Origin of the sequence: Paenibacillus sp. FSL L8-0638 (assembly GCF_038593075.1) — a bacterium.
Classification (GTDB): Bacteria; Bacillota; Bacilli; order Paenibacillales; family Paenibacillaceae; genus Paenibacillus; species Paenibacillus polymyxa_D.
Genome location: NZ_CP151960.1, coordinates 5219097 through 5245064, shown reverse-complemented (window position 1 = coordinate 5245064; position 25968 = coordinate 5219097). Strand labels below are relative to the sequence as shown.

Annotated in this window: 21 protein-coding genes and 2 pseudogenes; all 23 read left to right on the top strand. The window is 37.3% G+C overall.

Annotated elements, in window-relative coordinates; all coding sequences use genetic code 11:
* Positions 1-358: 358 nt before the first annotated feature.
* The 23 genes and pseudogenes from MKY35_RS23410 (at position 359) to MKY35_RS23300 (ending at position 25968) form a co-directional block, all read left to right on the top strand.
* Positions 359-493: a transposase gene (locus MKY35_RS23410; protein WP_342446696.1), complete on the top strand. Its 135-nt coding sequence runs from the start codon at positions 359-361 to the stop codon at positions 491-493.
* Between the two features lie 360 nt (positions 494-853).
* Entirely contained in the window at positions 854-1363 is a 510-nt protein-coding gene (locus tag MKY35_RS23405) for a glycosyltransferase family 2 protein (protein ID WP_342444933.1), read from the top strand.
* Between the two features lie 766 nt (positions 1364-2129).
* Positions 2130-4301, top strand: coding sequence for a DUF6056 family protein (locus tag MKY35_RS23400; RefSeq protein WP_342444932.1), 2172 nt, complete (start codon positions 2130-2132; stop codon positions 4299-4301).
* Between the two features lie 27 nt (positions 4302-4328).
* Complete coding sequence (locus MKY35_RS23395) at positions 4329-5129, top strand: ABC transporter permease (RefSeq protein WP_342444931.1); 801 nt, start codon at positions 4329-4331, stop codon at positions 5127-5129.
* A gap of 15 nt (positions 5130-5144) precedes the next feature.
* Entirely contained in the window at positions 5145-6359 is a 1215-nt protein-coding gene (locus MKY35_RS23390) for an ABC transporter ATP-binding protein (RefSeq protein WP_342444930.1), read from the top strand.
* Between the two features lie 37 nt (positions 6360-6396).
* Positions 6397-7038 carry a hypothetical protein gene (locus tag MKY35_RS23385; RefSeq protein ID WP_342444929.1) on the top strand — a complete coding sequence of 214 codons (642 nt, stop codon included), beginning with the start codon at positions 6397-6399 and terminating at the stop codon, positions 7036-7038.
* Positions 7039-7047: 9 nt separating this feature from the next.
* On the top strand, positions 7048-8769 hold the full coding sequence (locus MKY35_RS23380) for a glycosyltransferase (protein WP_342444928.1): 1722 nt from the start codon (positions 7048-7050) through the stop codon (positions 8767-8769).
* Between the two features lie 36 nt (positions 8770-8805).
* Entirely contained in the window at positions 8806-12039 is a 3234-nt protein-coding gene (locus tag MKY35_RS23375; protein ID WP_342444927.1) for a glycosyltransferase, read from the top strand.
* The gene (locus tag MKY35_RS23370; RefSeq protein WP_342444926.1) at positions 12036-12959 is read left to right on the top strand and encodes an NAD-dependent epimerase/dehydratase family protein; all 924 of its coding nucleotides are present in this window, start codon (positions 12036-12038) and stop codon (positions 12957-12959) included. The genes MKY35_RS23375 and MKY35_RS23370 overlap by 4 nt, the downstream gene beginning before the upstream one ends.
* Positions 12960-12994: 35 nt before the next feature.
* Entirely contained in the window at positions 12995-13738 is a 744-nt protein-coding gene (locus MKY35_RS23365; protein ID WP_342444925.1) for a sugar phosphate nucleotidyltransferase, read from the top strand.
* A 9-nt stretch (positions 13739-13747) separates the two neighbouring features.
* Positions 13748-14293 carry a dTDP-4-dehydrorhamnose 3,5-epimerase gene (gene rfbC, locus MKY35_RS23360; protein WP_342444924.1) on the top strand — a complete coding sequence of 182 codons (546 nt, stop codon included), beginning with the start codon at positions 13748-13750 and terminating at the stop codon, positions 14291-14293.
* A 92-nt stretch (positions 14294-14385) separates the two neighbouring features.
* Positions 14386-15372: a glycosyltransferase family 2 protein gene (locus MKY35_RS23355; RefSeq protein ID WP_342444923.1), complete on the top strand. Its 987-nt coding sequence runs from the start codon at positions 14386-14388 to the stop codon at positions 15370-15372.
* A complete protein-coding gene (locus MKY35_RS23350; RefSeq protein WP_342444922.1) occupies positions 15356-15733 on the top strand; it encodes a GtrA family protein in 378 nt (125 codons plus the stop codon). Before MKY35_RS23355 ends, MKY35_RS23350 begins: the two co-directional genes overlap by 17 nt.
* Positions 15734-15970: 237 nt before the next feature.
* The gene (gene rfbB / locus MKY35_RS23345) at positions 15971-16990 is read left to right on the top strand and encodes a dTDP-glucose 4,6-dehydratase (protein WP_342444921.1); all 1020 of its coding nucleotides are present in this window, start codon (positions 15971-15973) and stop codon (positions 16988-16990) included.
* Between the two features lies 1 nt (position 16991).
* A pseudogene (locus tag MKY35_RS23340) lies at positions 16992-17341 on the top strand (sugar nucleotide-binding protein); the annotation flags it as partial.
* A gap of 78 nt (positions 17342-17419) precedes the next feature.
* Positions 17420-19441 (top strand): glucosyltransferase domain-containing protein, encoded by a 2022-nt coding sequence (locus MKY35_RS23335; RefSeq protein ID WP_342444920.1) that lies wholly within the window; start codon positions 17420-17422, stop codon positions 19439-19441.
* Between the two features lie 415 nt (positions 19442-19856).
* Positions 19857-21215: pseudogene (locus MKY35_RS23330) on the top strand (transposase).
* A gap of 554 nt (positions 21216-21769) precedes the next feature.
* Positions 21770-22591: a hypothetical protein gene (locus tag MKY35_RS23325; protein ID WP_342444919.1), complete on the top strand. Its 822-nt coding sequence runs from the start codon at positions 21770-21772 to the stop codon at positions 22589-22591.
* Positions 22592-22611: 20 nt separating this feature from the next.
* Positions 22612-23031, top strand: a complete 420-nt coding sequence (locus MKY35_RS23320) for an FdtA/QdtA family cupin domain-containing protein (RefSeq protein WP_342444918.1) — start codon at positions 22612-22614, stop codon at positions 23029-23031.
* Entirely contained in the window at positions 23028-23594 is a 567-nt protein-coding gene (locus tag MKY35_RS23315) for an acyltransferase (RefSeq protein ID WP_342444917.1), read from the top strand. Before MKY35_RS23320 ends, MKY35_RS23315 begins: the two co-directional genes overlap by 4 nt.
* Positions 23595-23599: 5 nt before the next feature.
* A complete protein-coding gene (locus MKY35_RS23310) occupies positions 23600-24697 on the top strand; it encodes a DegT/DnrJ/EryC1/StrS family aminotransferase (protein ID WP_342446695.1) in 1098 nt (365 codons plus the stop codon).
* The gene (locus tag MKY35_RS23305) at positions 24678-25613 is read left to right on the top strand and encodes a glycosyltransferase family 2 protein (protein WP_342444916.1); all 936 of its coding nucleotides are present in this window, start codon (positions 24678-24680) and stop codon (positions 25611-25613) included. Before MKY35_RS23310 ends, MKY35_RS23305 begins: the two co-directional genes overlap by 20 nt.
* On the top strand, positions 25564-25968 hold the full coding sequence (locus MKY35_RS23300) for a GtrA family protein (RefSeq protein ID WP_342444915.1): 405 nt from the start codon (positions 25564-25566) through the stop codon (positions 25966-25968). Before MKY35_RS23305 ends, MKY35_RS23300 begins: the two co-directional genes overlap by 50 nt.

Genomic DNA, 25968 nt, shown 5'->3' with positions numbered 1-25968 from the left:
AACAATTATTACAACTGTACAGTTAATAGTTTTTATCAACATAGATCAGTGCAAGATGGATTTTGAAATGAATTGCGACACCTTCTGTAAATAAATAGAAAATGGGCTCGTGACCGGATATTTTTAAAATGAAAGTCCCTACACGCACATTCACAAAGGAGAACCCAATATGAGCTACACATATCTTAGCATAGTCTAACACAGTGAGCTAGAAAGCCTACACCCGTGTAGTGTACTTTAAAACCATCTATCGTTGGCGCTATGCTGTCCGCTTAGCGAAAGGGTTCTTCTCGGCACTCTTTTTTTGGGCCAAATGGTAACGGCAGACTGAGGTAAAGAATTTGCCGGTTATGAGAGTCTGAAGCCCAGTCATGGCGTACAAGTCTATTTTGTAACCCCGTATTCCTCCTGGCAACGGGGATACTTTTGTGTAACGGTGGGGAATTTGACGGAAGAAATAATACGGGTCTACATTGCAAATCAATTTTGTTAGAAAAAGAGCGGATCTTCAAGATTGAAGATGAGTTTTAGGAAGTTCACTAAACCCACCTGCTTTGAACAGGGGGGAATATAACTTAAGTACAAATACATTGGACCTTACTTAGGAACCATTTATGATTTTAATCTCTGTGGCGAAAATTATTTTTGGGCTAGGGTTATTATTCATAGCTCAAGTGGAAGCATAGTAACTCTATCTAATACAGTACGATACGAAATGATATTTATATTGATCAGCTTAAATAGTACTAACTTGCTTACTATACCCAAAGATTTATTTTGTTAAAGGAAAATGCTTTGTAACCGTATTTGTTTCTGATGAGTATCCTTTTTTATTACAATTAGGAAAAATTGTATGGCTAATTTACAGATAGATACAAAAAGGAATAAAGCCGATATTCCAGTTGTATGTGGAAATGATGATGAGCAAATGTTTATGAGATTATTAAATTGGTTTTATAAAATTTTAAAAAAGAAAAGAATATATTATTTCGATTATAAAAAAACTGAAAATTACAAGCTTTTAGCAATGCTGCGGATAAGAAATGAATCTCTGATTCTCCAAGATGCATTAGATCATTTGAGTGAATTTGCTGATGGAATTATATGCTATGATGACGCAAGTAGGGATAATATTTTTGAAATTTTAAAGAATCATAAGAAGGTTATTGCAGTAATTAGAAACTTTAATTGGGAGAAAACACCTGAGGAACGATTAAAAAGTGAAACAGAACACCGTGATAATCTTCTTCAGTTATCTTCACGTTATTCTCCTGAATGGATATTTTGTGCCGACGCTGATGAGCGATATATAGAAGGAATAAAAGAATTTAAAACTCAAATGATTCTCAAAACGTTGATATAGGTAAAATTCAACTGTCTGATGCCTATATAACAAGGAGGATCAGCAGCCTTATGCACCCATGAGCAAACTCCTCAACTTCAGAGAATATTTCGAGCCTGAAGACGAGATATTGTTATGTTAGGGAGACCAAATGCGAGTATTAAATATATTGGGTTGGATTCGAGAGAGCCTTCATATACTGAGGACAGTAGTAGAGTTACCTTTTTTTATTGAAAACATTATGGGAAATCCCTGTAAATTCAGCATTGGGAAGAAACTTGCGATTATTATGCTAATTATTTTTCATATAAGCCATAATTTAATAGTACAAGACGAGTTCTAAATCGTCTTTTAAACTATATCTGTTTTTAGCCCTAAGGGATCTGAAAATACTTTTGCTACAGAGGAGAGGGGATAGAAGGATACCAAAAACAATTAGGATTCTTTTGTGAAACGGTGGGAAACTTGACTGAGGAATGATACGAAATTGCATTGCGAGTCGAATCGGCAAAGAGCGACATTTTCAAGACAAGGGCGAGTTTTGGTTGAAGTTGAAGTACACTAAGCGAACGCTCCTTCAGAAGAGCTTCACTCATACGAAACGATTTTTAGTCGTCGACATTGATGTAGATGTATAATTCTATCTGCCTTGAGCAGATGTCGTTTAATTATATATTTCGGTTAATCGACAGGCTTGAAATACAGATGTTAATGACCTAGAAGGAGCATGCCATCATGTTTGTCCTCCTAGGTGAGACACTTTTATCTAAAGGGTGAAATAAATATTATGTCAAAAAAGTACGTTTGGGTCTCAGGTATAGTTGGGATCTTGTTACTCACTTATTTTTATGCATTAAATATGATGGAACCGTTGTTTGCGGATGACTTTGCATATAGCTTTATTTTCGCAACGGATACCAAAGTAACAAGTTTAATGGATATCTTCCAATCCTTGCATATACATTATTTTACCTGGGGTGGTCGGTTAGTTGCACACTTTTTCGGCCAGCTTTTTTTGCTACTGGGAAAACCGATCTTTAATATCATGAATGCTATCATGATGGTGCTACTGATTGGAACGATTTTGTATTTTGTGCGTTTAAGAATGATGAACCGTGTACAAGATGTTGGATCTTTGCTTGCCGTAGTAATTTTGTGCTGGTTTGGTCTGCCAAACTTCGGGGAAACTTCAATCTGGTTAATTGGCTCTGTCAACTACTTATGGACTACTGTATTTATTATGCTTTTTTTATTCCCTTACCGCTATCTTGCCGTAGAAAAGCCAATGCTGAAAGATAATCGTCTGAATGGTGTATGTATGGTCTTGCTTGGTTTTTTGGCCGGTATGACTAATGAAAATACTGGTTCAATTGCATGTATGCTGGTGGCAATTTTATATGTGTATTTAAAATGGATCAAATCAAAAAAATTACCCAAATGGTTCTATACAGGCGGTATAGGCGTCTTTCTTGGATTTGCAATTATGATTGTTGCTCCGGGCAATAATAAACGATCTGAAGCGATCAATTATCATGCACCATTACTGCAGAGATTGAAAGATTATGCGCATGATCTTGAAGGAGCATTGATCGAGCAAAAATATTTGCTGCTTGTTCTGACTATTCTGCTGGTTATTAACATTTTTGCACTGATCTATTTCAAAGCTTGGAAATTGAAAAAGGAAAATGTCTATTTTGCGATCCTTTTTATGTTTGCTGGCTTTATGAGCTTTTTTATTATGATTGTTTCTCCTATTTTCCCTATCAGAGCTTCTTATGGGGGAGCGGTTTTTTTAATCGTGGCTTGCTTGTTTTTAATCGAAAACCTGAATATTGAATTGAAATTCTCAAGAGTACAAGCGGCGATAGTTGTTGTTTTTACGGTAGTGATGCTAATATCCATGGTTTCGGCTTTCAAAGGCTATGTGCAATTAAATCGGGAGAATACAGCTCGAATTGCGACCGTGAACGAAAACAAAAACAAAAACAATTATGACATTATTCTACCGCTATTTACAGATGGCAATAGATACGTATTTGTCAGAGATATTGAGGATATGCAATTTGCGTACTATTTCAACAAGTATTACGGTTTAAGCAGCGTAATTGCCGAGGATCAGGCCGTATTGGATGCTTTGGAAAACAAGGATGCTCTTTACAGCTTACCGTCCATTCTTGACGACAAAAACTTTTATTTTTACAAAAGCATAACCATTAATGACATCAAGCTGATTAAGGAGGATAATAAAGAATACTTATTATTCATTTTTAGAAACGATACTAATGTTAATGATATGAGCAATTTAAGATTTTTTATTAATGCTTTTCCTTTAAATAATGATATTTCGCTGCTGCAGGAAGATCGCCAAGAGTTTGGATATGATAATTGGGATACAGAACCTGTAGTGAATAACATTAACGGGACCACATATTTCGTTCGTGAGATTGATGGGAATCTTGGGAATTATCAAAATGTAGAAATGGGATTTTATTCAGTCGCTGACGGGCGAAAAGGAAACGCGCTTAATTTAAACAAAGAAGAGCTTGCAGGAAAAATTGAGCCAAGTAATGATATCGAAACAAGCGGTAAGGCTTTACTGAAAGAACCTTTTAAATTGAGTGACAATATTACGATGGATGAGTTCAAACTCAATCAATTTAGTCCTGAGGAACTACAGGCAATAACACGCCTTACAGTTTCAGACTATCAAATGCTGCATAGAATGCGTCTGTTTATACACGCGTATCCTGCAGATTCAGAGATCAGAAATTTGCCTGCGGAGCGTGTTAAGTTCGGTTACGCCAACTGGGACTTTGAATTGGGCGCTGCAACACAAGATGGATTTTGGACTCACACAGCTACTTCCAAAATAAAGTCTTTCAAAAAAAAAGATATTGGTCTTTATAATGAAAAGGGGAATATTGGCAAGGTCCTTACATTATATAATGTCCAACTATAGATAATTGGATGATATCATGCGAAAGAAGTGATAAAGATTTTAACTCTTTTTAAAGAATTTTATAATTCCAAAGCCCTTGTTTTAAAACTGGCTAAAAATGATTTTTGGGTTAAATATGCCAGTTCTCAATTAGGAATTTTGTGGGCTTTTGTCCAGCCTATGATAACAATTCTTGTATACTGGTTCATTTTCCAAATTGGATTCCGTGTAGTTCCGCTCAACAATATCCCGTATATTTTATGGTTGATGTGTGGTCTTATTCCATGGTTCTTTTTTTCCGAAACCCTTGGCAACTCGACCAACAGCTTAATTGAATACAGTTATCTGGTAAAAAAAGTTGTGTTTAAAGTCAGCATTTTGCCAAGCATTAAAATTATTTCGGCCCTGTTTGTACACGTATTTTTCATGGCTTTTTTATTGTATGTGTATTTCTTATATGGTTATGAGCCAACAATTTATATTGTGCAACTTCTTTATTATCTTTTTGCACTGTGCTTTTTGTTGCTGGGTTTGTCTTACATTACTGCTTCTTGCGTTATTTTTTTTCGGGATTTGAATCAAATTGTGGCTATCATATTGCAGTTTGGAGTATGGCTGTCACCTATTTTGTGGCAACCCTCTTTGTTTCCTGCTAAATATTTGACTTTATTGAAACTGAACCCTTTGTATTACATTATTGAAGGATACAGGGACTCGCTGGTAACTGAAGTCTGGTTCTGGCAAAAGCCCGAGATGACGCTGTACTTCTGGTGTGTTTCCTTTATTATTTTTCTGGTTGGAGTATTGTTGTACAAAAAATTAAAACCTCATTTTGCTGACGTTTTATAAGGATGGAGTGTTAAGATGAGTGCTGAAGTTGTAATTGATGTAAAAAATGTTAGCAAAATATACAAATTATATGCCAAGCCAGCTGACCGGCTTAAAGAAGCATTGCATCCGATGAAAAAAAAATATCATAACGATTACGCTGCTCTTGACAATGTCTCATTTAAAGTTAGAAAAAAGGAGATTGTTGGGATACTTGGTACAAATGGTTCCGGTAAATCCACCATTCTGAAAATAATTACTGGTCTATTGAATCCAACGAATGGTACAGTAACCGTTCATGGTAAAATATCCGCACTTTTGGAACTGGGTGCAGGGTTTAACCAGGAGCTCACTGGCATTGAAAATATTTATTTGAATGGAACCATGATGAATTTGAGCAAGGATGAAATTGATGAGAAGTTGCAGGAAATTCTCGATTTTGCTGATATTGGGGATTTTGTTAACCAGCCTGTAAAAACTTATTCAAGCGGTATGTTTGCCAGGTTGGCTTTTGCGGTAGCCATCAATGTTGAGCCGGATATATTAATTGTGGACGAGGCGCTGGCTGTTGGGGATATGTTTTTTCAGGAGAAATGTTATGAGAAAATGAAGGGAATGGTACAAAGCGGAGCTACCATTCTGTTTGTGAGTCACAGCCTAAGCGCAATCCGTAACTTTTGCAGTCATGCAGTCTGGATTGAAAAAGGCATACTGAGAGAAGAGGGACCGGCAGATGAAATTTGCGAAAAATACAAATATTTTATCGAACAAAAAGAAGCAAAAGAAATTGTAATGACTACTGATGCAGAAGAACTTACTGATGTGCTTGCCCGTAAAGCTAAAAATAAGATTTTTGTGAAAAACTTTCAAATTAATAAAAACGTAGTGGTTACCGGAGAGGATATTTTATTCACAATAGAACTTGGTTTCAGAGAATCCGGCTTGAAATACGGTGTGGGATTGATTGTTTATAATGAGAAAGGCGACATTGTCACTCTGTTTAATACTGTTCGTGATGATATAAAATTAGAGCATCCATATTCTGTATTTAAAATCAAAGTGGAGAATAATGACTTTTTAGATGGGCGATATTTCATTTCCGTTCATATCTCTGATGAAATGGTTATGTATCCTTATGATCGTAATGACTATGTATCCGAATTTAGAGTATTATCCAAGAAAAATCTACGCGGAATGCCTATAGGGGAAGGATATTTTAGATGTAAGCACGAATGGGAGATACTGAAATGATATTTTATTGGTATAATTTGGTTATTTTGGGTGGTGTATGATGATTAGAAAGATGTTGCGTTTTGTTATTGTAATAATTGTCACGTTTGCTTTTGTATCTTCAGTATCTGCTATCAAAAATAGCAATCTATTTGCTCCGGAGGTGTTTAAGCTCAAGACGATCAATTTGGGCACAAATCTGAATGCAAACTTTGGCGGGATTACACATGGCAAAGTAATTGAACAGTCCTTTTCTGCCAAACAGGATGGTCTTGCTAAAGTCGAACTGTTTTTTTCTACATTTAACAGACAAAATGACAGTGAAACGCTGTTATCTCTATATGAAGCAGATACAAAACAACTAATAAGACAGGCAAAATTCAATAACGTTCAGGCCAAAGATAATGCCTATAGCGAGTTGTCCTTCGATCCTGTTGAGAATTCAAAAGACAAGATGTATATTTTGAGGATAAGCTCCAATGCAAGTGAAACTTCCCAAGCAGTAACCTTTTGGAAGGACAACACCAGCCTGGCGGACGGAAACCTGTCATTTGCGGGACAGCACCAGGAAGGCAGTCTGGTAGGTAAACTTATTTACCAGAACCAATTTACTATTAAGGATATTATAATTAACGGTCTTTTCTTTAGTTTTCTGAATATTATTCTGTTTGAATTATTACGATTCATAAAAAATAAGTAGGGGACAATTATGATTAATAAGTTCCGAGTAATCATGCGTGCAATTCACCTGGTTCGCGATAAAGGCATAAAAAGCTTTATCAACAAGGCTCATGAAAAATGGTTTCATCTATCTTTTTCAGAGCCTCCTTTTGTGCCGTTGACTGAACAGCAGCTTGAAGAGCAGAAAAACAAAATATTCAACATCCAACCCAAAATCAGTATAGTCGTCCCTGTTTACAATACAAACCCCCTGTTTTTGGAGCAGATGGTTGACTCTGTACTGAACCAGACCTATTCCAATTTTGAGTTGTGTCTATATAATGGCGGGAGTACAGAGGGCGATGTCGAGAAAGTAATAAACCATTTTATGTCCAAAAGTGATAAAATAGTCCATGCTTGCTCGGAAACTAATTATGGAATCTCTGAAAATACAAATCGCGCACTGGCAATGGCAACGGGAGAATATATAGGGTTGCTTGATCATGACGACTTGTTGACGCCAGACGCATTATATGAATGTGTAGATGCTATTAACAGATACGGTGCAGACGTTATTTATTCCGATGAAGACAAAATTGTCGGTAATACCTTGCAACATATCAGTGTCCACAAAAAACCGGACTGGTCTCCAGATACATTGCTAAGCTATAATTATATTTGTCATTTTTTGGTTTTTAAAGCCTCATTACTTCAAAGCACGGGACTATTTAATAGTCAATTCGATGGAAGCCAGGATTACGATTTTATTTTAAGATTGACTGAACGAGCAGTGTGTATCCATCATATCCCAAAAGTTTTGTATCATTGGCGAATCAGCGAAAATTCCACAGCTGCCAGCTATTCAGCCAAGTCTTACGCCCTGCAGGCCGGGAAAGACGCTCTGCAGAACTATGTGTCAAACCGAAACGAATCATTGATAGTGAATGAAGGCGCATTTCATGGCGCTTTTAATATAACTCCAGTTTTAAATGAGATGCAGACAGCGGCTTTGTTTTGTCTGGGCAATTGGGAAAATACACAGTCTGTAAAAGAGTACTATGCCAGTCTGAATATCTCTTCCGAATACCGAATGTTTGATGTAGTGATGATGAATTTCACTCCATTTCATAAAGATGCAGACAGCATTGCCGAGCAGTCCTCATACTATAAAGTGTATGACTGTGGTGATAAAAATGTTGCTGAAGCATTAAATGGTTTATTAAAAACAAGCAATGCTGATCATGCTATCATTTTAAATGCGGATATTCGCTCACTGGCTGATGATTGGTACAAGATTCTAATTTCGGAAGCCATCGCAACCGAGTCAGCTGTTATAGCTCCTAAAATTTTGAACAAGAAAAATAAAATCAGCAGTTATGGACTTGCAGTTAACCAAAAAGGGATCATAAATCTGTATCATAATATTAACTCTAGCTTTTTTGGTTATTTCGGTCGACTCAAAATCGCGCAAAATATTACGGCAATCAGTCCTGAATTGTTCCTGTTGAAAAAAGATGCCTACAAATATTATGGAGATTTTGATGAAGCCTATACTACCGATTTGACCATTGTGGATTATTGCCTGCGTGTCAATATTCATTCTGGTCACGTAAAGCTGGTGAATCATGAGCTTTTATATACTCGACAATCCCATTCCTATTCATGGCCTGAAAATGAATGGGAAGTTATGCTAGAGAAATATAAAGATTATCTGCAAGATAGGGACCATTATTATCCACTTGATTTTTTATATAAACCTGTAGAACTTTGAATATAATCTTTTATTTTGATAGGAGCGCCTGGTCAAATGAGAATTTTATTTACTCTTCATGATTTACAATACAGTGGAGGGACGGAAACCTTCACTTACAGCCTTGTCAAAGAATTTTTACGACAAAACCATGAAATCTTTCTTTATTCCACTCGAATTGGTCAGGTAGCAGACAAATATACCGAGATCGGTGTGTTTGTCACAGACGAAATTGCTTCTTTACCTGATGATGTTGACATTATCCATGCCCAGCATCGTGCAGAAGCCATCTCCGTTTATTATAAATATCCCTCTGTACCTATGGTATTCACTTCGCATGGCATTATTCCATGGCAAGAGAAGCCGGTCTTTATTCCCTCAATTGTCAAGTATGTAGCTGTTAGTGAAGAGGTACAACAACATCTGATTCAAAACTGGGACATTCAAGAAGATCAAATATCCATTATCCGTAATGGAATCGATCAAACCCGGTTCCGTCCTAGTACCCCGGTTTACGAAAAACCCGAAACCATCTTGTTGTTGTCTAACCGCTATACTCCTGATGTTAAAGAGGTTTTGGAAGAAGCAGCCAACAAAGCAAGCATGAAGCTTAACATTATTGGTCAATCACACAACAATGTGTGGGATGTGGAAGAGGAAATTCTGAATTCCGATGTGGTTGTTTCATTGGGACGCGGCATACTGGAAGCCATGAGTTGTGGTAGACTTCCTCTTGTGTTTGATTATAATGGAGGCGACGGTATTGTAACTCCGGATACTTATTATGATTTCCGTCAGAAGAATTTTTCTGGAAGAGTAAACAGTGAAAAGTACACTGCTGATCAAATTATTGAATTAATTCAAAAATTCTACACGCCTGAGATTATTGAAGCCAATCTAGAACTTGCTGTTCAATTCCATGACATTAGAACGATTGCGGAACAGTATTTTGAGCTGTATAAGCTTGGCGAGCAAAAAAGAGATAGTATCGTTACGATCGATCCGCAAATTATGGAGTATCTCATAGAAGGATATTCTTTTGCTGGAAAAGAGATTGTACAAAAAGAGAAAAACTTAAAGTATTTGCTGGAAGTTAAAAAAGTCAATGAGGCCAATGAAGTCAGATTGAGTGAAAGCCTGACAGAGATGCAAGCTGAGCAAGCAAAACTTATGCAAGAACGAGACGAGGCAGTGAAGCAGCAGGACCAATTAAAATCTGAATTGGAAATATCTGAAGCGAATTTAAATCGTGAAATTGTTTCTTTGACACAGATGGCGACCAGCAAAGACATTCAAATTCAAGATCTGGAATTTGAAAGAGAAGGATTCCTTAATCAGCTGGATCAAAAAGAAAACAATACAAAATACTTGCTTGAACTCACAAGGGAAAAAGATAAGGAACTGGTAAGCATTTATAGTTCTCGTTCCTGGAAATTGATTACCAAAGTCAAAAAATATAGAGGCTGGGTCAAAAAAGGCATAGCTAATCCAAAATGGGCGATCAAAAAATTGACCAATCGGAATCAGCTACTTCCCGCTCCTATCCCCGTAAATAATTATGTGGAACAAGAAGTTGGAGATATTCCTCGCATCAGTGTAGTCATTCCTGTATATGACCGAACAGATGTGTTACGACAAAGTATAGATTCGATTTTGAATCAAACGTATCAAAACTTTGAACTGATCATCGTTTGTGATGGTTCTCCAGATGAAACGCTGAAAATTGTAGATGAGTATAAAGATCACGAGAAAGTTCGCATTTTTAAATATTATAACAACAGCGGAAACGCGGTACGTGGACGAAACAAAGCCATTCGTGAGGCGCGCGGAGAATTTCTGGCTTTTCAGGATAGCGATGATATTGCAGAATCGAATCGCCTGGAAATTTCTTTGAATTATATTAATGACTTTAAAGCGGATGTCGTTTATGGAGGCTGGCGTGCTCTTGTGGACGGATCACGCATGATTGATATTAAGAATGGGCAGGAAGTATTAAGTCCAGATTGCGGATATGATGAATTGCTCAAAATGTGTGTCCCTTGCCAAAGTACCGTAATGTTGCGGTTGGATGCTGTCAGAGCCGTAGGTGGACTAAAAACAAATATGCGCTATCGCGAGGACCACGAATTATGGCTCAGAATGGCGTATAAAGGATATAAGTTCAAATCAATTCCTTTGATGTTAACTAATCTTAGATTACATGGCAATAACCTGGAACTTTCGTTTAAAGACGACGATAATCACTGGTTTGATCTGATGCTGGAAGAGCACAAAAACATTGTAGTAATGAAGCCTAAGATTGCCTATCTTATTCCAGGATGCGGCATATCAGGTGGTATCGCAGTAGTGTGTCAGCACGCAAACCGTTTGTTAAATCGTGGATATGATGTGCTGCTTATTACTGAGGATATTCATCGAGAGATCAACTGGTTTCCGAACCAAAAAGTTGAGATAATCGGTATTGATGAAGCACCGACTAATTTGGATATTCTTGTTGCAACAGGTTGGAGCACTGCTTATACCATTGCTGATATTCCTGCAAAGAGAAAAGTATATTTTGTTCAATCCGATGAGAGCCGCTTTTATCCTGCCGGGTCTTTTGAAAGTCAAAAGGCATGGGATTCATATAAATTCGATTATGAATATATGACGGAAGCAAAATGGATTCAAAAATGGTTGAAAGAAAAGTTTGGTCACGACGCTACCTATGTTCCTAATGGATTGGATGAGAATATTATTTTCCAAACGGATCCAATTACCAAAAAAGGCGATAAAGTAAGGGTACTGCTTGAAGGACCGATCGATATTCCATTTAAAGGGATGGAAGATGCCTTTAATGCTATTAATGATCTGGATTGTGAAGTGTGGTGTGTAAGTTCAGCGGGGAAACCGAAAAAAGAATGGAAATGCGACGTATTCTTTGAAAAGGTGCCGATGGGCCAGATGAATCAAATCTATTCCAGCTGTGATATCCTCGTTAAACTGAGTAGGGTCGAAGGATTTTTTGGTCCACCTCTGGAAATGATGGCTTGTGGAGGAACTTGCGTAGTTGCAGATGTGACCGGTTATGATGAGTATATTGTCGATAATTATAACGCACTGGTCGTGGAGATCGGGGATGTTGAAGGCGCAAAGCAAGCTGTTAAAAAGCTTATCGAAGATACTGAGCTTAGACAGCGTCTGACTGCCAATGGTAGAAAGACAGCAGAAGAATGGAGATGGGAGCCGAGCATTGATACATTGGAAGAACTGTATTACAAAAATCATAGTACTGGAAAGGTAGAGGTATGAGAATATTAGTGACCGGAGGAGCTGGATTTATCGCTTCTCATATTGTTGACAGATTGATTGCTGAACAACATGTAGTATGCATTGTTGATAATTTGTCCACTGGAAAGCAAGAAAATATTAATCCTGCGGCTATTTTTTATAATGTGGATATTCGCAGTGAAGAGTTATTGGAAGTGTTTGAGAAATTCAAGCCGCAGATTCTAATACATCATGCTGCCCAGATTAGTGTGTCGCATTCGGTTGCTGATCCTTCACAGGACGCATCAATCAATATTAGCGGGACGATTAATATCTTGGATTGTTGCTATAAGACTGGAGTACAAAAAATTATCTATGCTTCTTCAGCAGCAGTGTATGGCTATCCAGAAGAACTTCCTGTAAAGGAGATTGCCAAGCTTTCTCCGCTGTCACCTTATGGCCTGTCCAAGTTAACACCTGAATATTATATTCAGTTGTACTCCAATCTTCATGGTCTTAAATATACGATTTTGCGTTACAGCAATGCTTACGGCGAACGGCAGGATCCTAAAGGAGAAGGCGGTGTGATTTCAATTTTCCTGGATAACCTTCTTGCTGGCAAGGAGGTTCGAATTCACGGTGATGGTGCTCAAACTCGTGATTTCATTTATGTCAAAGATATCGTGAGCGCCAATATTGCGGCTCTTACCAAAGGGGAAAATTGCATTACAAATATCAGCACACAAACAGAAATTTCGGTGAAAGAATTGTTTGAAATGATGTGTAACATACTGGAGATCGATGCTTCTGCTAAATATATGCAGGAGCGTATAGGCGATATTAAATACAGCTCATTAAGCAATCAACAGGCGCAATCCATTCTTGGCTGGACAAGTCAGTTCACTTTATATCAAGGCTTGAAAGAAACAATCAACTACTATCAGAATATTTCTATTAAATAAATGATATAACTAACAGAAAATCGGGAGGATTTTTGATGAAAGGTATAATTCTTGCAGGAGGTACGGGCTCTCGCCTCTACCCCTTAACCAAAGTAACAAATAAACATCTGCTGCCTGTGGGTAAATATCCAATGATTTTTTACTCTGTTCACAAGCTGAAACAGGCCGGAATTAACGATATTCTTATTGTTACGGGTAAAGATCATATGGGCGACGTAGTTAACCTTCTGGGTAGTGGACGTGAAATGGGTGTCAGCTTTACATACAAGGTGCAGGATGAAGCCGGCGGAATCGCGCAGGCGCTTGATCTGGCTGAGCATTTTGTAGGCGAGGACCAAATGGTTGTTATCTTGGGCGATAATGTTTTTGCTGATGATATTACACCATTTGTGGAAAATTTCTGTGTACAGCAAAAGGGTGCAAAGTTATTGCTACAACAGGTTCATGATCCGCAGCGTTATGGTGTGGCCGAACTGGACGGGGCACGTATCGTTTCCATCGAGGAGAAACCTCAGATTCCGAAGAGCGAGTATGCGGTAACCGGTATTTACATGTTTGACAGTAATGTATTTGATATCGTAAAAACGTTGAAGCCTTCGAAACGTGGCGAACTGGAGATTACCGACGTTAATAATGCTTATATTCAACGCGGCGAGCTTTCCTTTGATATTTTGCAAGGCTGGTGGACAGACGCTGGTACGCATGCTTCTCTTGCCAAAGCAAATGAACTGGCAAAAGACATTGCATTCGGTGAAGAATTTGGGAAGCTGAAGCTATAGGAGGATCATATGAAAGCTATATCTTTGCATTTACAAGGAGCCAAGCTGCTCGATCCTGTAGTGCACGGAGATCATCGAGGTTTTTTCATGGAAAGTTATAATGAAAAAATCATGCATGATCTTGGTATTACACATCATTTCATTCAGGATAACCAATCGTTGTCTGCTGAGCCCGGCGTGTTGAGGGGGTTACATTATCAACTCAACCCCAAGGCACAGACTAAATTGGTTCGGGTAATATCCGGGGCCATTTACGATGTTATTGTTGATATTCGTAAAAATTCCCCAACCTTTGGTCAGTGGCAGGGATTTATTTTAAGTGAATACAATAAGCGCCAGCTGTTGGCCCCAAAAGGATTCGCACATGGCTTTTGTACGCTGGTGCCCAATACGCAGGTCCTTTATAAGGTGGACGAATACTATTCTCCTGAACATGATCGCGGGATTGCTTGGAATGATCCGGACTTAGGGATTGACTGGCCTATTGAATCTCCAGTTCTATCCGAAAAAGATACTCATAATCCGTTGCTTAAAGACGCATCAATATTTGAATAAACAGATGGTAATTAATTTTCAACTGTTTTACAGTATTTTATTTTATGCAATCAAGAGAAGTATGAAAACGGTTGATTAGGGGTTTGATGCAAGTGAAGTTAATTACAATTTTAGTACCAGCCTTCAATGAGGAAGAGGTTCTTCACCAATTGCATAAAAGGCTGACTGCAGTAATTGCCAATCTCTCGAATTATAATTTTGAAATTCTTTTTGTTAATGATGGTAGTAGAGATAACACCGTAAACATTATTAAGGAGTTAAGAAAACAGGATCGACGAGTATCATTAATTGATCTCTCAAGAAACTTTGGTAAAGAAATTGCAATGATGGCTGGATTCGATTACGCAAAAGGAGATGCAATCATCATTATTGATGCTGATCTTCAAGATCCACCAGAACTTATTCCTCAAATGATTGAATTTTGGGAACAGGGATATGATGATGTATTTGCCAGAAGAAACAGCCGAGAAGGTGAAACCTGGTTAAAAAAACGCACCTCCTCTGTTTTTTATAAAATTTTACAAAAAGTAACGAAAGTTCCGTTGCAGCAGGATACGGGAGATTTTAGATTGCTGGATCGTTGCTGTATTGAAGCCTTAAAGCTGTTGCGGGAAACGCAAAGATATACGAAAGGTATGTTCAGCTGGATTGGTTTTAATAAAAAGGAGATACGATTTGATCGTGACGCCAGATTTGCCGGTGAAACCAAATGGAACTATTTTAAATTGTTTGATTTGGCAATCGAAGGCATCACTTCATTCACGATCACGCCGTTGCGAATGTCTGCCGCAATCGGCTCTTTAATTTCGATATTTGCTTTTGTATATATGGTGTGGGTTATTGTGAAGACACTTATTTTTGGTAATCCTATTGAGGGTTACCCTTCTTTAATGACCGTCATTTTGTTTATCGGAGGCATTCAACTTATATCTCTTGGAATAATAGGAGAATATTTGGGACGCGTATTTAATGAAACCAAAAGGAGACCTCTATATTTCGTTAATGAATACAACAATCATAAAGTGATTCCTGGCAGAGAACCTTATTTTGGTATTAAGGTGAATGATGAGAAACATTAAAGAAACCGTTAATTATATTTTTTTTGGTGTGCTGACCACGCTGGTAAATATCTTTGTATACTTCTTATTAACCCATTTATTTATTATAGATTTTCGAATAGCGACATCCATAGCATGGATAGTTTCCGTGTTGTTTGCTTTCATTACAAACAAAAAATATGTTTTTAAGAGTAACAATCACGTCTTTAGAGAGCTTTTGCTTTTTTTTACGGCTCGTATTGCATCGTACGCTATCGATTTGGGCGGTATGATACTGCTTGTCTATTTATTTCATATTGATGATGGAGTGGCTAAAATATGGGTCAATATTCTGGTCATTGTGCTTAATTATTTTTTGAGTAAGTTCTTAATTTTTAAATGAAACCATACCTGTATTGAAGTGATTTGAGCTTCGAGCAAAAAAGCGCCATTCATTATACTGGTAAGCGTTCAGCCATGAACAGATTCCAAATATGAAAGAGGCGCTTATAATGAAGTAGAGGTTGTTAGGACTTTAACGACCCCATCTTCAGGTTCTTCTTCAATTCGTTGAGGTTGAAATCTTGCGAATGAGATTGAAAAAACAGGGGTAACATTACTTTAAAGTGGGAGGTAGCTCATGAAACTTCTTGTCACCGGCGGGGCCGGATTTATAGGTAGTAACTTTGTATTGTATATGTTAAAACACCATCCAGATTATGAAATTGTAAATATAGATGCTCTTACCTATGCAGGTAACCTGGAAAATTTGAAATCCATTGAAAATAACCCCAAACATAGCTTCATCAAAGCAGATATTACCGACGCACAAGCGATTGACCAGCTGATGCAGCAGGGGATTGATGTGGTGGTGAATTTTGCAGCGGAGTCACATGTGGATCGGAGTATTTTGGAACCGGAAGTGTTTGTGAAAACAAACGTATTAGGTACGCAAGTGCTACTGGATGCAGCCAAGAAATATAACGTGGCCAAGTTTGTACAGGTATCAACAGATGAGGTGTACGGTTCTCTGGGGGAAACAGGATTGTTTACGGAGGAAACTCCGTTGCAGCCTAATAGTCCTTATTCTGTTTCCAAGGCAGGTGGCGATCTGCTAGTTCGTGCATATCATGAAACCTTCGGTTTACCAGTGAATATCACGCGTTGTTCTAACAACTATGGTCCATACCAGTTTCCTGAAAAATTGATCCCGCTAATGATCTCTCGTGCACTGAGTGATCAACAGCTACCAGTATACGGGGATGGCTTGAACATTCGCGACTGGTTGTATGTAGAGGATCATTGCAGCGCCATTGATCTGGTCATTCATCAGGGTAAACTGGGTGAAGTATACAATATCGGGGGAAATAACGAGCGGACAAATGTGCATATCGTCAAAACGGTATTGGAGGAGCTGGGCAAGCCAGAATCTCTGATTTCGTATGTGCAGGATCGTCCAGGTCATGACCGCCGTTATGGTATTGATCCAACGAAGACGATGAATGAGTTGGGCTGGAAGCCAAAGCACTCTTTTGAAACCGGCATTAAAGAAACGATTCGCTGGTATTTAGACAACGAAGAATGGTGGAGTCGCATTCAATCTGGCGAATATCAACAATACTATGCAAAGCAGTACGGTTCCCGCTTGGGGGATGCGTAGAATGAAGGTATTGGTTACTGGAGCATCCGGTCAACTTGGTAAAGACGTAGTAAAGGTTTTTCAAGAGCAAGGACATGATGTCCTAGGTTACGATCGGGAACAATTGGATATCACGGATTTGCAGCAGACCATGAAGATTGTAGGACAATATCAACCTGATGCCGTAATCATTGTGTAGCGTATACGGCTGGGGATGCAGCGGAAACTGATGTAGACGGGACTTATCAAGTCAACGCAGCAGGCACACGTAATATGGCACTGGCTGCGGAAAAGGTTGGAGCTAAGCTGGTGTAATAAAGGTTCTTTGAAAATGGGGAAGAAGCTAATTTGTTTTTCAATATCATAAAAAAGTAATAAACTTTGAACAAGCGTAACTTTATATATTTGAATTAATGATCGGTAGAATAATACCATGATGGGAGCAATATAATGTATGAACTAAGAAAAGGTCTTGCTGATCTAAGTGAGGAGTTCCAAGAATTCAAGGAATATATAAAGAAGAATAAGTTGTTTTGTATTATAATTGCTTTGACGATTTTTTTGGCATATGGCTTCCCCCTAACGAATTTTACACTTTCTATAGATGAAGAAGTTGCACTCTTTTCACAACCTGAATCTATAGTTGGGGCTTGGGGATCTCAAGGACGTTTTGGGATTGTTTTGATCAAAGAACTATTCCAATATTGGCAGGTCAATTCAGTAACCAGTACTTTTCTTGCAGTAACTTCTCTTGCTCTCAGCAGTTTAGTTTGGGCATATACCTTCAATGGTTTTGTTTTTAAAACACAAAATCAGCGAATTGATGTAGCAGGTTTTATTTTTGCAATACTTTTTCTAACATTTCCTGCGTACTCGGAGAATATAGGATTCTCTATGATGAGCTTCGAACTAGGAATAGGGTGGATAGCGATATCTTTAGCGACATTATTAGTCGTAAAATGGGTTCTTTTAAAAAAAAATAGATTATACTTGTTATTGGGAATATTATTAATTATGTTCTCTATCTCTATATATCAGTCCTTCTTGCCAGTTTTTGTTTGTGGTGTCTTGGTAATCACATGTTTATATATTTTATCTATTCAAAAATCAGATACAAGCTTAAGTTTTAGAGAGTTTATTGTGATACTACTTAAGTATATCCTAACTTTAGTAACGGGATATATTTTATATTATCTGATAGATAAACTGGTAGGGCTATTTGTCCCATCCTCAGGCTATATCGATAATTTTTTTGTTTGGGGAAAACAGGATCCGAATTACATAGTAGCAACTCTTTTGGTTTATTTCAAAAACCTTGCTTTGGGGAAGGTCATTTATGGTAGCCAGATTATACTACCTACATTAATTGCTTGTATATCCGTTTCGCTATGGTTTCTGGTAAATTTCATTTTTAAAAAAGCTAACTGTATGGCATTATATTTGTTTTTAACATTATTATGTTTGTTCAGCATGCCATTTTTAATGTCAATTATGCTAGGATCTCCAATCCCAATAAGATCGAATTTGGTACTCGGGTTATTTATTTCTTCAGTATGGCTGTTAGTATACCTGATTATTAATAAAATATTTTTAAAGAATATTCTCTTGATATTAGTTGTGTTGGTCTCTATAAACCAGTCTCTTTCGCTATCACAATTATTTTACAGTGATTATAATAGATATCAAGATGATGTGAGGTTGGCTAATGAAATTGGGCATGCAATTTTAAATTTGAATTTGGGAGAGGCACCATCCCAGCCAGTTGTATTCGTGGGAAGTCATATTCAGCAATTGAGACAAAATGTCATAAAGCAAGAGGTATTAGGGTACTCATTTTTTGAATGGGATGGGGGAAGGGAAAAGAGAAAATGGACCTTTATGAAATCATTAGGGTATGATTTTGTTAGACCCAACAATAGTCAAATACAAAAAGCTCTTAAACTTTCAACCAATATGCCTGTTTGGCCTTATACAGGTTCCGTAGCATTGTCTGACAACCTAATAATTGTAAAATTTTCTGATGATAAAGAGAAGTGGAAATTGGATTTAACTAATAATGAAAAGGATGTCGAGATTACTGGAAAATCAATTTATAAAATTAATGCTGATAAGGACATCCCAAGTTATTTTGATTTATCGATTTCTAAAGATGAAAATGATACAACGATGTTAAAAGCGGGGCATATTGACCCACATATATCTTTTCCTTTATCTAAAGAAATAGATTATAGTTCATTTGATTATATCAGAATAAATATTGAGTCTGATACGACTGGGGAAATGCAAGTTTTTTTGTCCCAGAAAAATGAAGATTATAGCGAAGAAAAGTATAGTAGTTATATTTCGCTCAAAAAAGGATCGAATATTATTTTGTGTAAAAAACCTATTGCAATGCAGAATGTTGGAGCTATAAGATTTGATCCTCCTATTAATTCATCTGTAGTGTTAAAAAGCATTGATTTTATAAAATGATTGTTAATAGAGATGAGAATTATACCTTAATTATTTATTAACTGGTAAATATGGATTATATTATTTGTGCATTTTAATGTTGCCTTGGACGAGAGAGCCTGTCGGTAATGAAATTATTATCGACAGATCTCTTATATCGAATATTATACTTAATTTCTATTTCACACTACAAAATGATCCAATGTTAGGAACAAACTTGAGTTTTATTATTAGCTTAAAAAAGTAAAATACAGTTTAAGAATTGATTAGGTATTATTAACTCAACTTTCGCAGAGCAAAAATCAACTCGAACCTTTGTAGCAACTGGGCTCTGAGGGATTCGAATACCCTTCTTGCAAAATAGAAAAACACCGCTTGGTTTGGTAAAGTGAGAGTGACGAGCAATCACTACCAGACAAAAGAGGTGTCTTCTATCATGATAGATCATCAACCCGACCTAAATCAACTACCCAAAGAATTGAAGGCTGCATTTCAAGAACTGAATGTCTTGAAGTATCTGCACCAAGCGGGATTTCGTAAACGATTTGGCTTTAGCTGTGCTCGGCTGTTCCAGCTTGTTTTCGTCCTTCTGTTTTATCAGAAGAACTGGTTTCGTTTGCTGGAGAGTCGTCAGGACGAATCGCTTCCCGGCAAGGATGCGGTGTATCGTTTTCTCAACCATGCTGGTTTTGCGTGGCGTCGCTTTCTGACGATGTTCAGCGTCGCCACCGTGTAGAAGGTCAGCGCCCTGACGTCGGCTGATCGGGATTCGGTTTTCATCGTCGATGACTCCATGTTCGAACGCAACCGCAGCAAATCGGTGGAGTTGCTCGCCCGATTTCGAGATCATACCACCGGTACTTATTTTAAAGGATTTCGTATGCTGACGATGGGCTGGTCGGATGGGCATACCTTTCTGCCGCTGAATTTTGCGCTGCTAAGCTCAAACGAGTCTTCCATTAACGGCATCCACGAGAACATCGACAAACGTATCTTCGGCTATAAACGCCGTCAGAAAGCGCTTCTGCCAGCTCCACAGGTCACCGCATCCATGCTGGATCGAGTCCTCGAAGCTTGAGTGACCGCTTCCTATGTCTTGATGGACAGCTGGTTCACGCACGCTCCGCTCATTGGCGAAGTCGTCGCCCGCGGACTCGATGTGATCGGCATGCTCAAGAACGACAAGAAACGTTTCCGGATTCAGGGCCGGAGCCTGTCGCTCAAAGCATTGTATAGCGTTGCGCCTCCTGTGGAGAGCAACAAGCGCCAAGTTCTCCGGTTGATTCGCACCGAACTGGCTTGTGGCATTCCGGTTCATGTGGTGTTCGTCCGCCATCGCAGCCAAAAGAAAGAATGGCTCGCGATTCTGACAACGGATCTTTCGCTTACCGTAGAAGACATCATTCGGATTTACGGGATCCGCTGGGATATCGAGGTCTTCTTCAAGTGCACCCAATCACTGCTTCGCTTACAGAAAGAATTCCAGGGTCGTTCCTATGACTTACTAATCAGTCACACGACGATTGTGTTCTCACGATATATTTTACTGGTCTGGCAACATCGGAAAAGTACGGACGCCCGTTCATTGGGCGGCTTGTTTTATTTGCTATGCGACGAAGTAGGTGCGTTAGACTGGATGATCGCCTTACAAAAACTGCTCGACCTGGTCAACGAAATCGCTAAGAAAGCAGGCTAAAAGCTGTCGGCTCTGATTCAGTGTCAACTCCAGCAATGGATCTCCGCTTTACCCAGTTATATCAAGGCTTGTTTGCCGATTTCATGCTGCGAAAGTTGAGTTATTAAGTATTATAGGAGTTGGAATTTTTGTTCTCTTTGAATAAACATAAGATTGTACCGTTAGTTGTTCTAATATTAATATCTACATCGATTTTCATTTATTACTTACTTCAAAATTATAATGTTAATTATTATGATGAAACGGGATACATTACTATTAGTCAAATGATTTTAGATAAAGGACTCTTTAGTATAGATGAACCTTTAAGGACTTATTTATATCCTCTATTCATAACTTTTGCTAGAATATTCACGAATGGGAACATTGATAATGCAAAGATAACAATCAGTATACTTCAATTTTTGCTATATATTTACACCATTTTTACTGTGAGCTCTTATTTCTATAGAACAACTAAAAATAATTTGATCTATTATGTTATACTGACTTTTGGATTTCTCAATCCTTATTTAATTCAGTCGACAACGTTATTTTTAACGGATTCACTCGCATCATGTTTTATTGTTCTCTCGGTACTACATATGATTTTTAATGATTACCGGAAAATTAGTTCTTATTTTATAGTTTTTTTGTTAAGTTATGCGGCGGTCATGGTTAGACCAGCCTCGGCAATTCTAATTCCAATTATTTTTATTTTATTCCTTTACAGAAAAAAAATGCTTAATGATTTAAATTTATCGAAGCTTATACTAGCAGCCGTTATATCCAGTATAATTTTTATACCGCAACTTTACAATAATGTGAATCAATATAACCATTGGACTGTTCTGGTGCATCAGAATCTTTATGAATTTCAAAGTAAACTTGCAGCAACATACTTGAAATATGGGACTTTAATTATTCCTAATGAAAACCCTCAGTTGATTTTTAAAACGCCATTTTCAGTAGGCTCTGAGGCGAACATATTTGATTTAGTGGTTTACAATTTTCCGGCATTTTTAGTTGCATATAGTTCACATATATTTGGAGTATTAGATTGGGGATATGTAGATACCTATATCAGGGATTTTTACCCCATGAGTAGGATTCTTGGTTCTATATTTCTTTATATTTTTTGGATTCTAGCAGCATATGGCATAGTTAGCTTTCTTAAATACAGAAAAAAGACAAAGAAAACTAAGTTTATTGCCGTTTCTTTACTTGTTTCCTGTCTTGTGTATCTACTTTTTATTGGAACAACCGTAGTTGAATCAAGATTTGGATATCCAGTGTTTTTAATATTGCTCCCTTTTTGTGGTACTGGTGCTTATAAGATGGTGAAGTTAGTTAACAATAAGGGCATTGAATTAAAAAGGAGGAGTATAATTATTGGTTTGTACGGTGTTTCATTTTTAATAATCATTTTTGTATTTTTTGTGTTGTCATTCTTGCTGGACTATCAAACAGGTAGGATTAACTGGTTAAGTTTATAAATGTGTTAATGGAGGGGGAAATGAGTAGTTCATCTTATGAGTACACAAGTCAATTAATAGAAATTAGCGAATTAGGCGATGAAAGAGGTATGCTTGCTGTTATTGAAGAACATAAGGATGTGCCTTTTGAGATTAAAAGAGTCTTTTATATTTATGGAACAAGACCAGATATTAGACGTGGTTTTCATGCTCATTATAAAACACGACAGGCTTTAGTAGCTGTAGCGGGCAGTTGTAAAGTATACCTTGATAATACTAAAAGAAAAATAGATGTAGTATTAGATAATCCTGCTAAGTTACTAATATTAGAACCTAATGACTGGCATGAAATGTATGATTTTTCTTCTGACTGTGTACTTTTGGTGCTTGCATCCCATTTATATGATGTAGCGGACTATATTAGAGACTATTCTATATTTTTAGAGGTGTATGGTTCATGAAAAATTATTATGTCCATGAAATGGCAATAGTAGAGACCGATAAAATAGGTGACAATACACGAATTTGGGCTTTTGCTCATGTTTTACCTGGTGCTGTAGTAGGGAATAATTGTAATATAAATGATCATACATTTATTGAGAATGATGTGACTATAGGTAACAGTGTTACAATTAAATCTGGGGTGTACATATGGGACGGTGTTCGAATAAAAGATAATGTGTTTGTTGGCCCTAATGTAACATTTACGAATGATATGAAGCCCCGCTCCAAGCAGTACCCAGATAAATTTCTAAACACATATCTGGAAGATGGCTGCTCTATCGGAGCCAACGCTACAATTATTGCTGGTAATAAAATTGGAAAATATGCCATGGTAGGGGCAGGTTCGGTCGTAACTTCCAATATCCCAAATAATACCTTGTGGTATGGAAACCCAGCAAAATTTCGTGGGTATATTTGTAATTGTGGAGAAAATTTGAATGAAGTTTATTATTGTTCTAAATGTGATTCTCAGTATCACTTATTTAATGGAGAAATTTCAATAAACATACAAAGTGAGTGAATATCATGATACCTTTCCTTGATCTGAAAAAAATAAATTTGCAACACGAGGAAGCTATTCTGGAAAGCATGAAGAAGGTTCTGCATTCCGGATGGTATATTCTTGGAGAAGAAGTTAAAGCATTTGAACGTGATTTCGGGGACTATTGTGGGACTGAATATTGCGTTGGGGTAGCTAATGGACTTGATGCATTAGAATTAATTATGCGTGCTTATGATATTGGTCCAGAAGATGAAGTTATTGTACCTTCAAATACCTACATTGCATCGATTCTTTCAATTTCTGCTAATGGGGCTATTCCAGTTCTGGTTGAACCTAATCTTAAGACATATAATATCGACCCCGATAAAATCGAGGAATCAATTACTAATAGAACGAAAGCAATATTAGTAGTTCATTTGTATGGGCAGATATGTAATATGAAACCTATTCGTGCCTTAGCAGAAAAGTACAATTTAAGAATTATTGAAGATTGCGCTCAATCACACGGTGCAATTTATGACGGCATTCGTGCTGGGAATTTAGGTGATGCAGCTGCATTCAGTTTTTACCCAGGGAAAAATTTAGGTGCTTTAGGCGATGCGGGAGCAATAACAACAAATGATAAAGCAGTTTATAAAAAATTATATGCACTTCGTAATTATGGCTCTGAGAAAAAATATGAAAATATCGTAAAAGGTTATAATAGTCGCTTGGATGAATTTCAGGCTCCTATACTTCGAGAAAAATTGAAGTACCTAGATCGTGACAATCAGTTGAGAAGAGAGACAGCATTGTACTATTTGAGTAATATTGATAATCCATATATTACTCTGCCTCAAATCGAAGAGAAAGAGTTGTCTCATGTTTGGCATGTTTTTGTTGTTAGAGTTAAGAATAGAGAAAGCTTTGCTGAATTTCTACGCGGTAAAGAAATTCAAACCATGATTCATTACCCCATTCCTCCGCATCGACAACAAGCTTATAGTGAATGGTCAAATTTAAGTTTTCCTATCTCAGAGCAAATACACTCTGAAATTATAAGTATTCCGTTAAGTCCGGTTATGACTATGGATGATGCTAAGTGTGTTGTGGAGGCTATTAATGACTACCAACCAAATTAAATTTTCTATTGTAGTTCCTGTGTACTTTAATGAGTTAAATATACCTCATACAATTCATAGACTTATTGGACTACAAGAACATTTGGTAGGATGCGATTTAGAATTTGTTTTTGTTGATGATGGTTCCAAAGATGATTCTTTAAAGTTGTTGTTGGAGGCTAGGAAGCAAGATCCCAGAATAAAAGTTATTAAACTGAGCAGGAATTTCGGCTCCATGTCTGCCATACAAGCTGGTTTGAACTATGCTACGGGGGACTGCGTAGGTGTTATTGCAGCAGACTTGCAGGATCCGCCAGAGTTGTTCAAAGAAATGATTAAGCATTGGAAATTAGGTAAAAAAGTAGTTTTGGCAACTAGGGAAGATAGGGAGGAATCTTTATCGCAAAAGTTCTTCTCCAATACGTACTATTACCTGTTGGAAAAATTGGCTTTAAAAGACTATCCTAAAGGTGGCTTTGATTTTTTACTGATCGATAAACAAGTGGTGCGTGAAGTTTTACACATAAGAGAAAAAAACACTAATGTTATGAGTCTGATCTACTGGCTTGGTCATGAGAGGGAAATGGTTTCTTATGTGAGGCGGGAAAGAAAATTGGGAACGTCTAAATGGACGTTATCTAAAAAGGTTAAATTATTTGTTGATTCATTTGTTAGCTTCTCATATGCACCTATTCGTTTTATGTCAGCAATAGGTTTTGTTACGGCTGTTTTAAGTTTTTTATATGGTGTTTTTATAATTATCAACGCGCTTGTAGGATTGATCGAACTTCAAGGTTGGACTACAATTATTACACTGATTACATTTTTATTAGGTATCATTATGATTATGCTCGGCATAATTGGAGAGTACCTATGGAGGATTCTTGATGAGAGTAGAGAGCGCCCTGCATTTATTGTGGATGAAACTTACGAATAAAGAGTTTCTTAAATTTCTAATTAGCGGGGGATTAAATACACTGGCAACCTATGGTATTTATTTAGCTCTTATTGATTTCGTAGATTATAAGATTTCTTATAGCATTTCATATGTGTGCGGAATTGTTATATCTTTTTTGTTAAATGCTTTGTTTGTTTTTAAGCAAAAGATTTCTTTAAGGAGCTTTATCAAATATCCAATTGTATATATTGTACAGTATTTGATTAACTTGTTAATGCTATTTGCCTTGGTTAGAATTTTTCACATTCCAGAAATTTTTGTTCCGTTAATAGTTACGATTGTTACCATTCCAATTACTTTTGTTTTATCGAGATTAATTATTAGAGCCAATTAA

Coding starts and splice junctions, on each gene's coding strand:
- MKY35_RS23365 (WP_342444925.1), top strand. CDS start 12,995: ATGAAAGGTATAATTCTTGCAGGAGGTACGGGCTCTCGCCTCTACCCC.
- MKY35_RS23315 (WP_342444917.1), top strand. CDS start 23,028: ATGAAAAATTATTATGTCCATGAAATGGCAATAGTAGAGACCGATAAA.
- rfbB (WP_342444921.1), top strand. CDS start 15,971: ATGAAACTTCTTGTCACCGGCGGGGCCGGATTTATAGGTAGTAACTTT.
- MKY35_RS23335 (WP_342444920.1), top strand. CDS start 17,420: ATGTATGAACTAAGAAAAGGTCTTGCTGATCTAAGTGAGGAGTTCCAA.
- MKY35_RS23310 (WP_342446695.1), top strand. CDS start 23,600: ATGATACCTTTCCTTGATCTGAAAAAAATAAATTTGCAACACGAGGAA.
- MKY35_RS23375 (WP_342444927.1), top strand. CDS start 8,806: ATGAGAATTTTATTTACTCTTCATGATTTACAATACAGTGGAGGGACG.
- MKY35_RS23400 (WP_342444932.1), top strand. CDS start 2,130: ATGTCAAAAAAGTACGTTTGGGTCTCAGGTATAGTTGGGATCTTGTTA.
- MKY35_RS23350 (WP_342444922.1), top strand. CDS start 15,356: ATGATGAGAAACATTAAAGAAACCGTTAATTATATTTTTTTTGGTGTG.
- MKY35_RS23385 (WP_342444929.1), top strand. CDS start 6,397: ATGATGATTAGAAAGATGTTGCGTTTTGTTATTGTAATAATTGTCACG.
- MKY35_RS23325 (WP_342444919.1), top strand. CDS start 21,770: ATGGTTAGACCAGCCTCGGCAATTCTAATTCCAATTATTTTTATTTTA.
- MKY35_RS23370 (WP_342444926.1), top strand. CDS start 12,036: ATGAGAATATTAGTGACCGGAGGAGCTGGATTTATCGCTTCTCATATT.
- MKY35_RS23300 (WP_342444915.1), top strand. CDS start 25,564: ATGAGAGTAGAGAGCGCCCTGCATTTATTGTGGATGAAACTTACGAAT.
- rfbC (WP_342444924.1), top strand. CDS start 13,748: ATGAAAGCTATATCTTTGCATTTACAAGGAGCCAAGCTGCTCGATCCT.
- MKY35_RS23380 (WP_342444928.1), top strand. CDS start 7,048: ATGATTAATAAGTTCCGAGTAATCATGCGTGCAATTCACCTGGTTCGC.
- MKY35_RS23320 (WP_342444918.1), top strand. CDS start 22,612: ATGAGTAGTTCATCTTATGAGTACACAAGTCAATTAATAGAAATTAGC.
- MKY35_RS23305 (WP_342444916.1), top strand. CDS start 24,678: ATGACTACCAACCAAATTAAATTTTCTATTGTAGTTCCTGTGTACTTT.
- MKY35_RS23390 (WP_342444930.1), top strand. CDS start 5,145: ATGAGTGCTGAAGTTGTAATTGATGTAAAAAATGTTAGCAAAATATAC.
- MKY35_RS23405 (WP_342444933.1), top strand. CDS start 854: ATGGCTAATTTACAGATAGATACAAAAAGGAATAAAGCCGATATTCCA.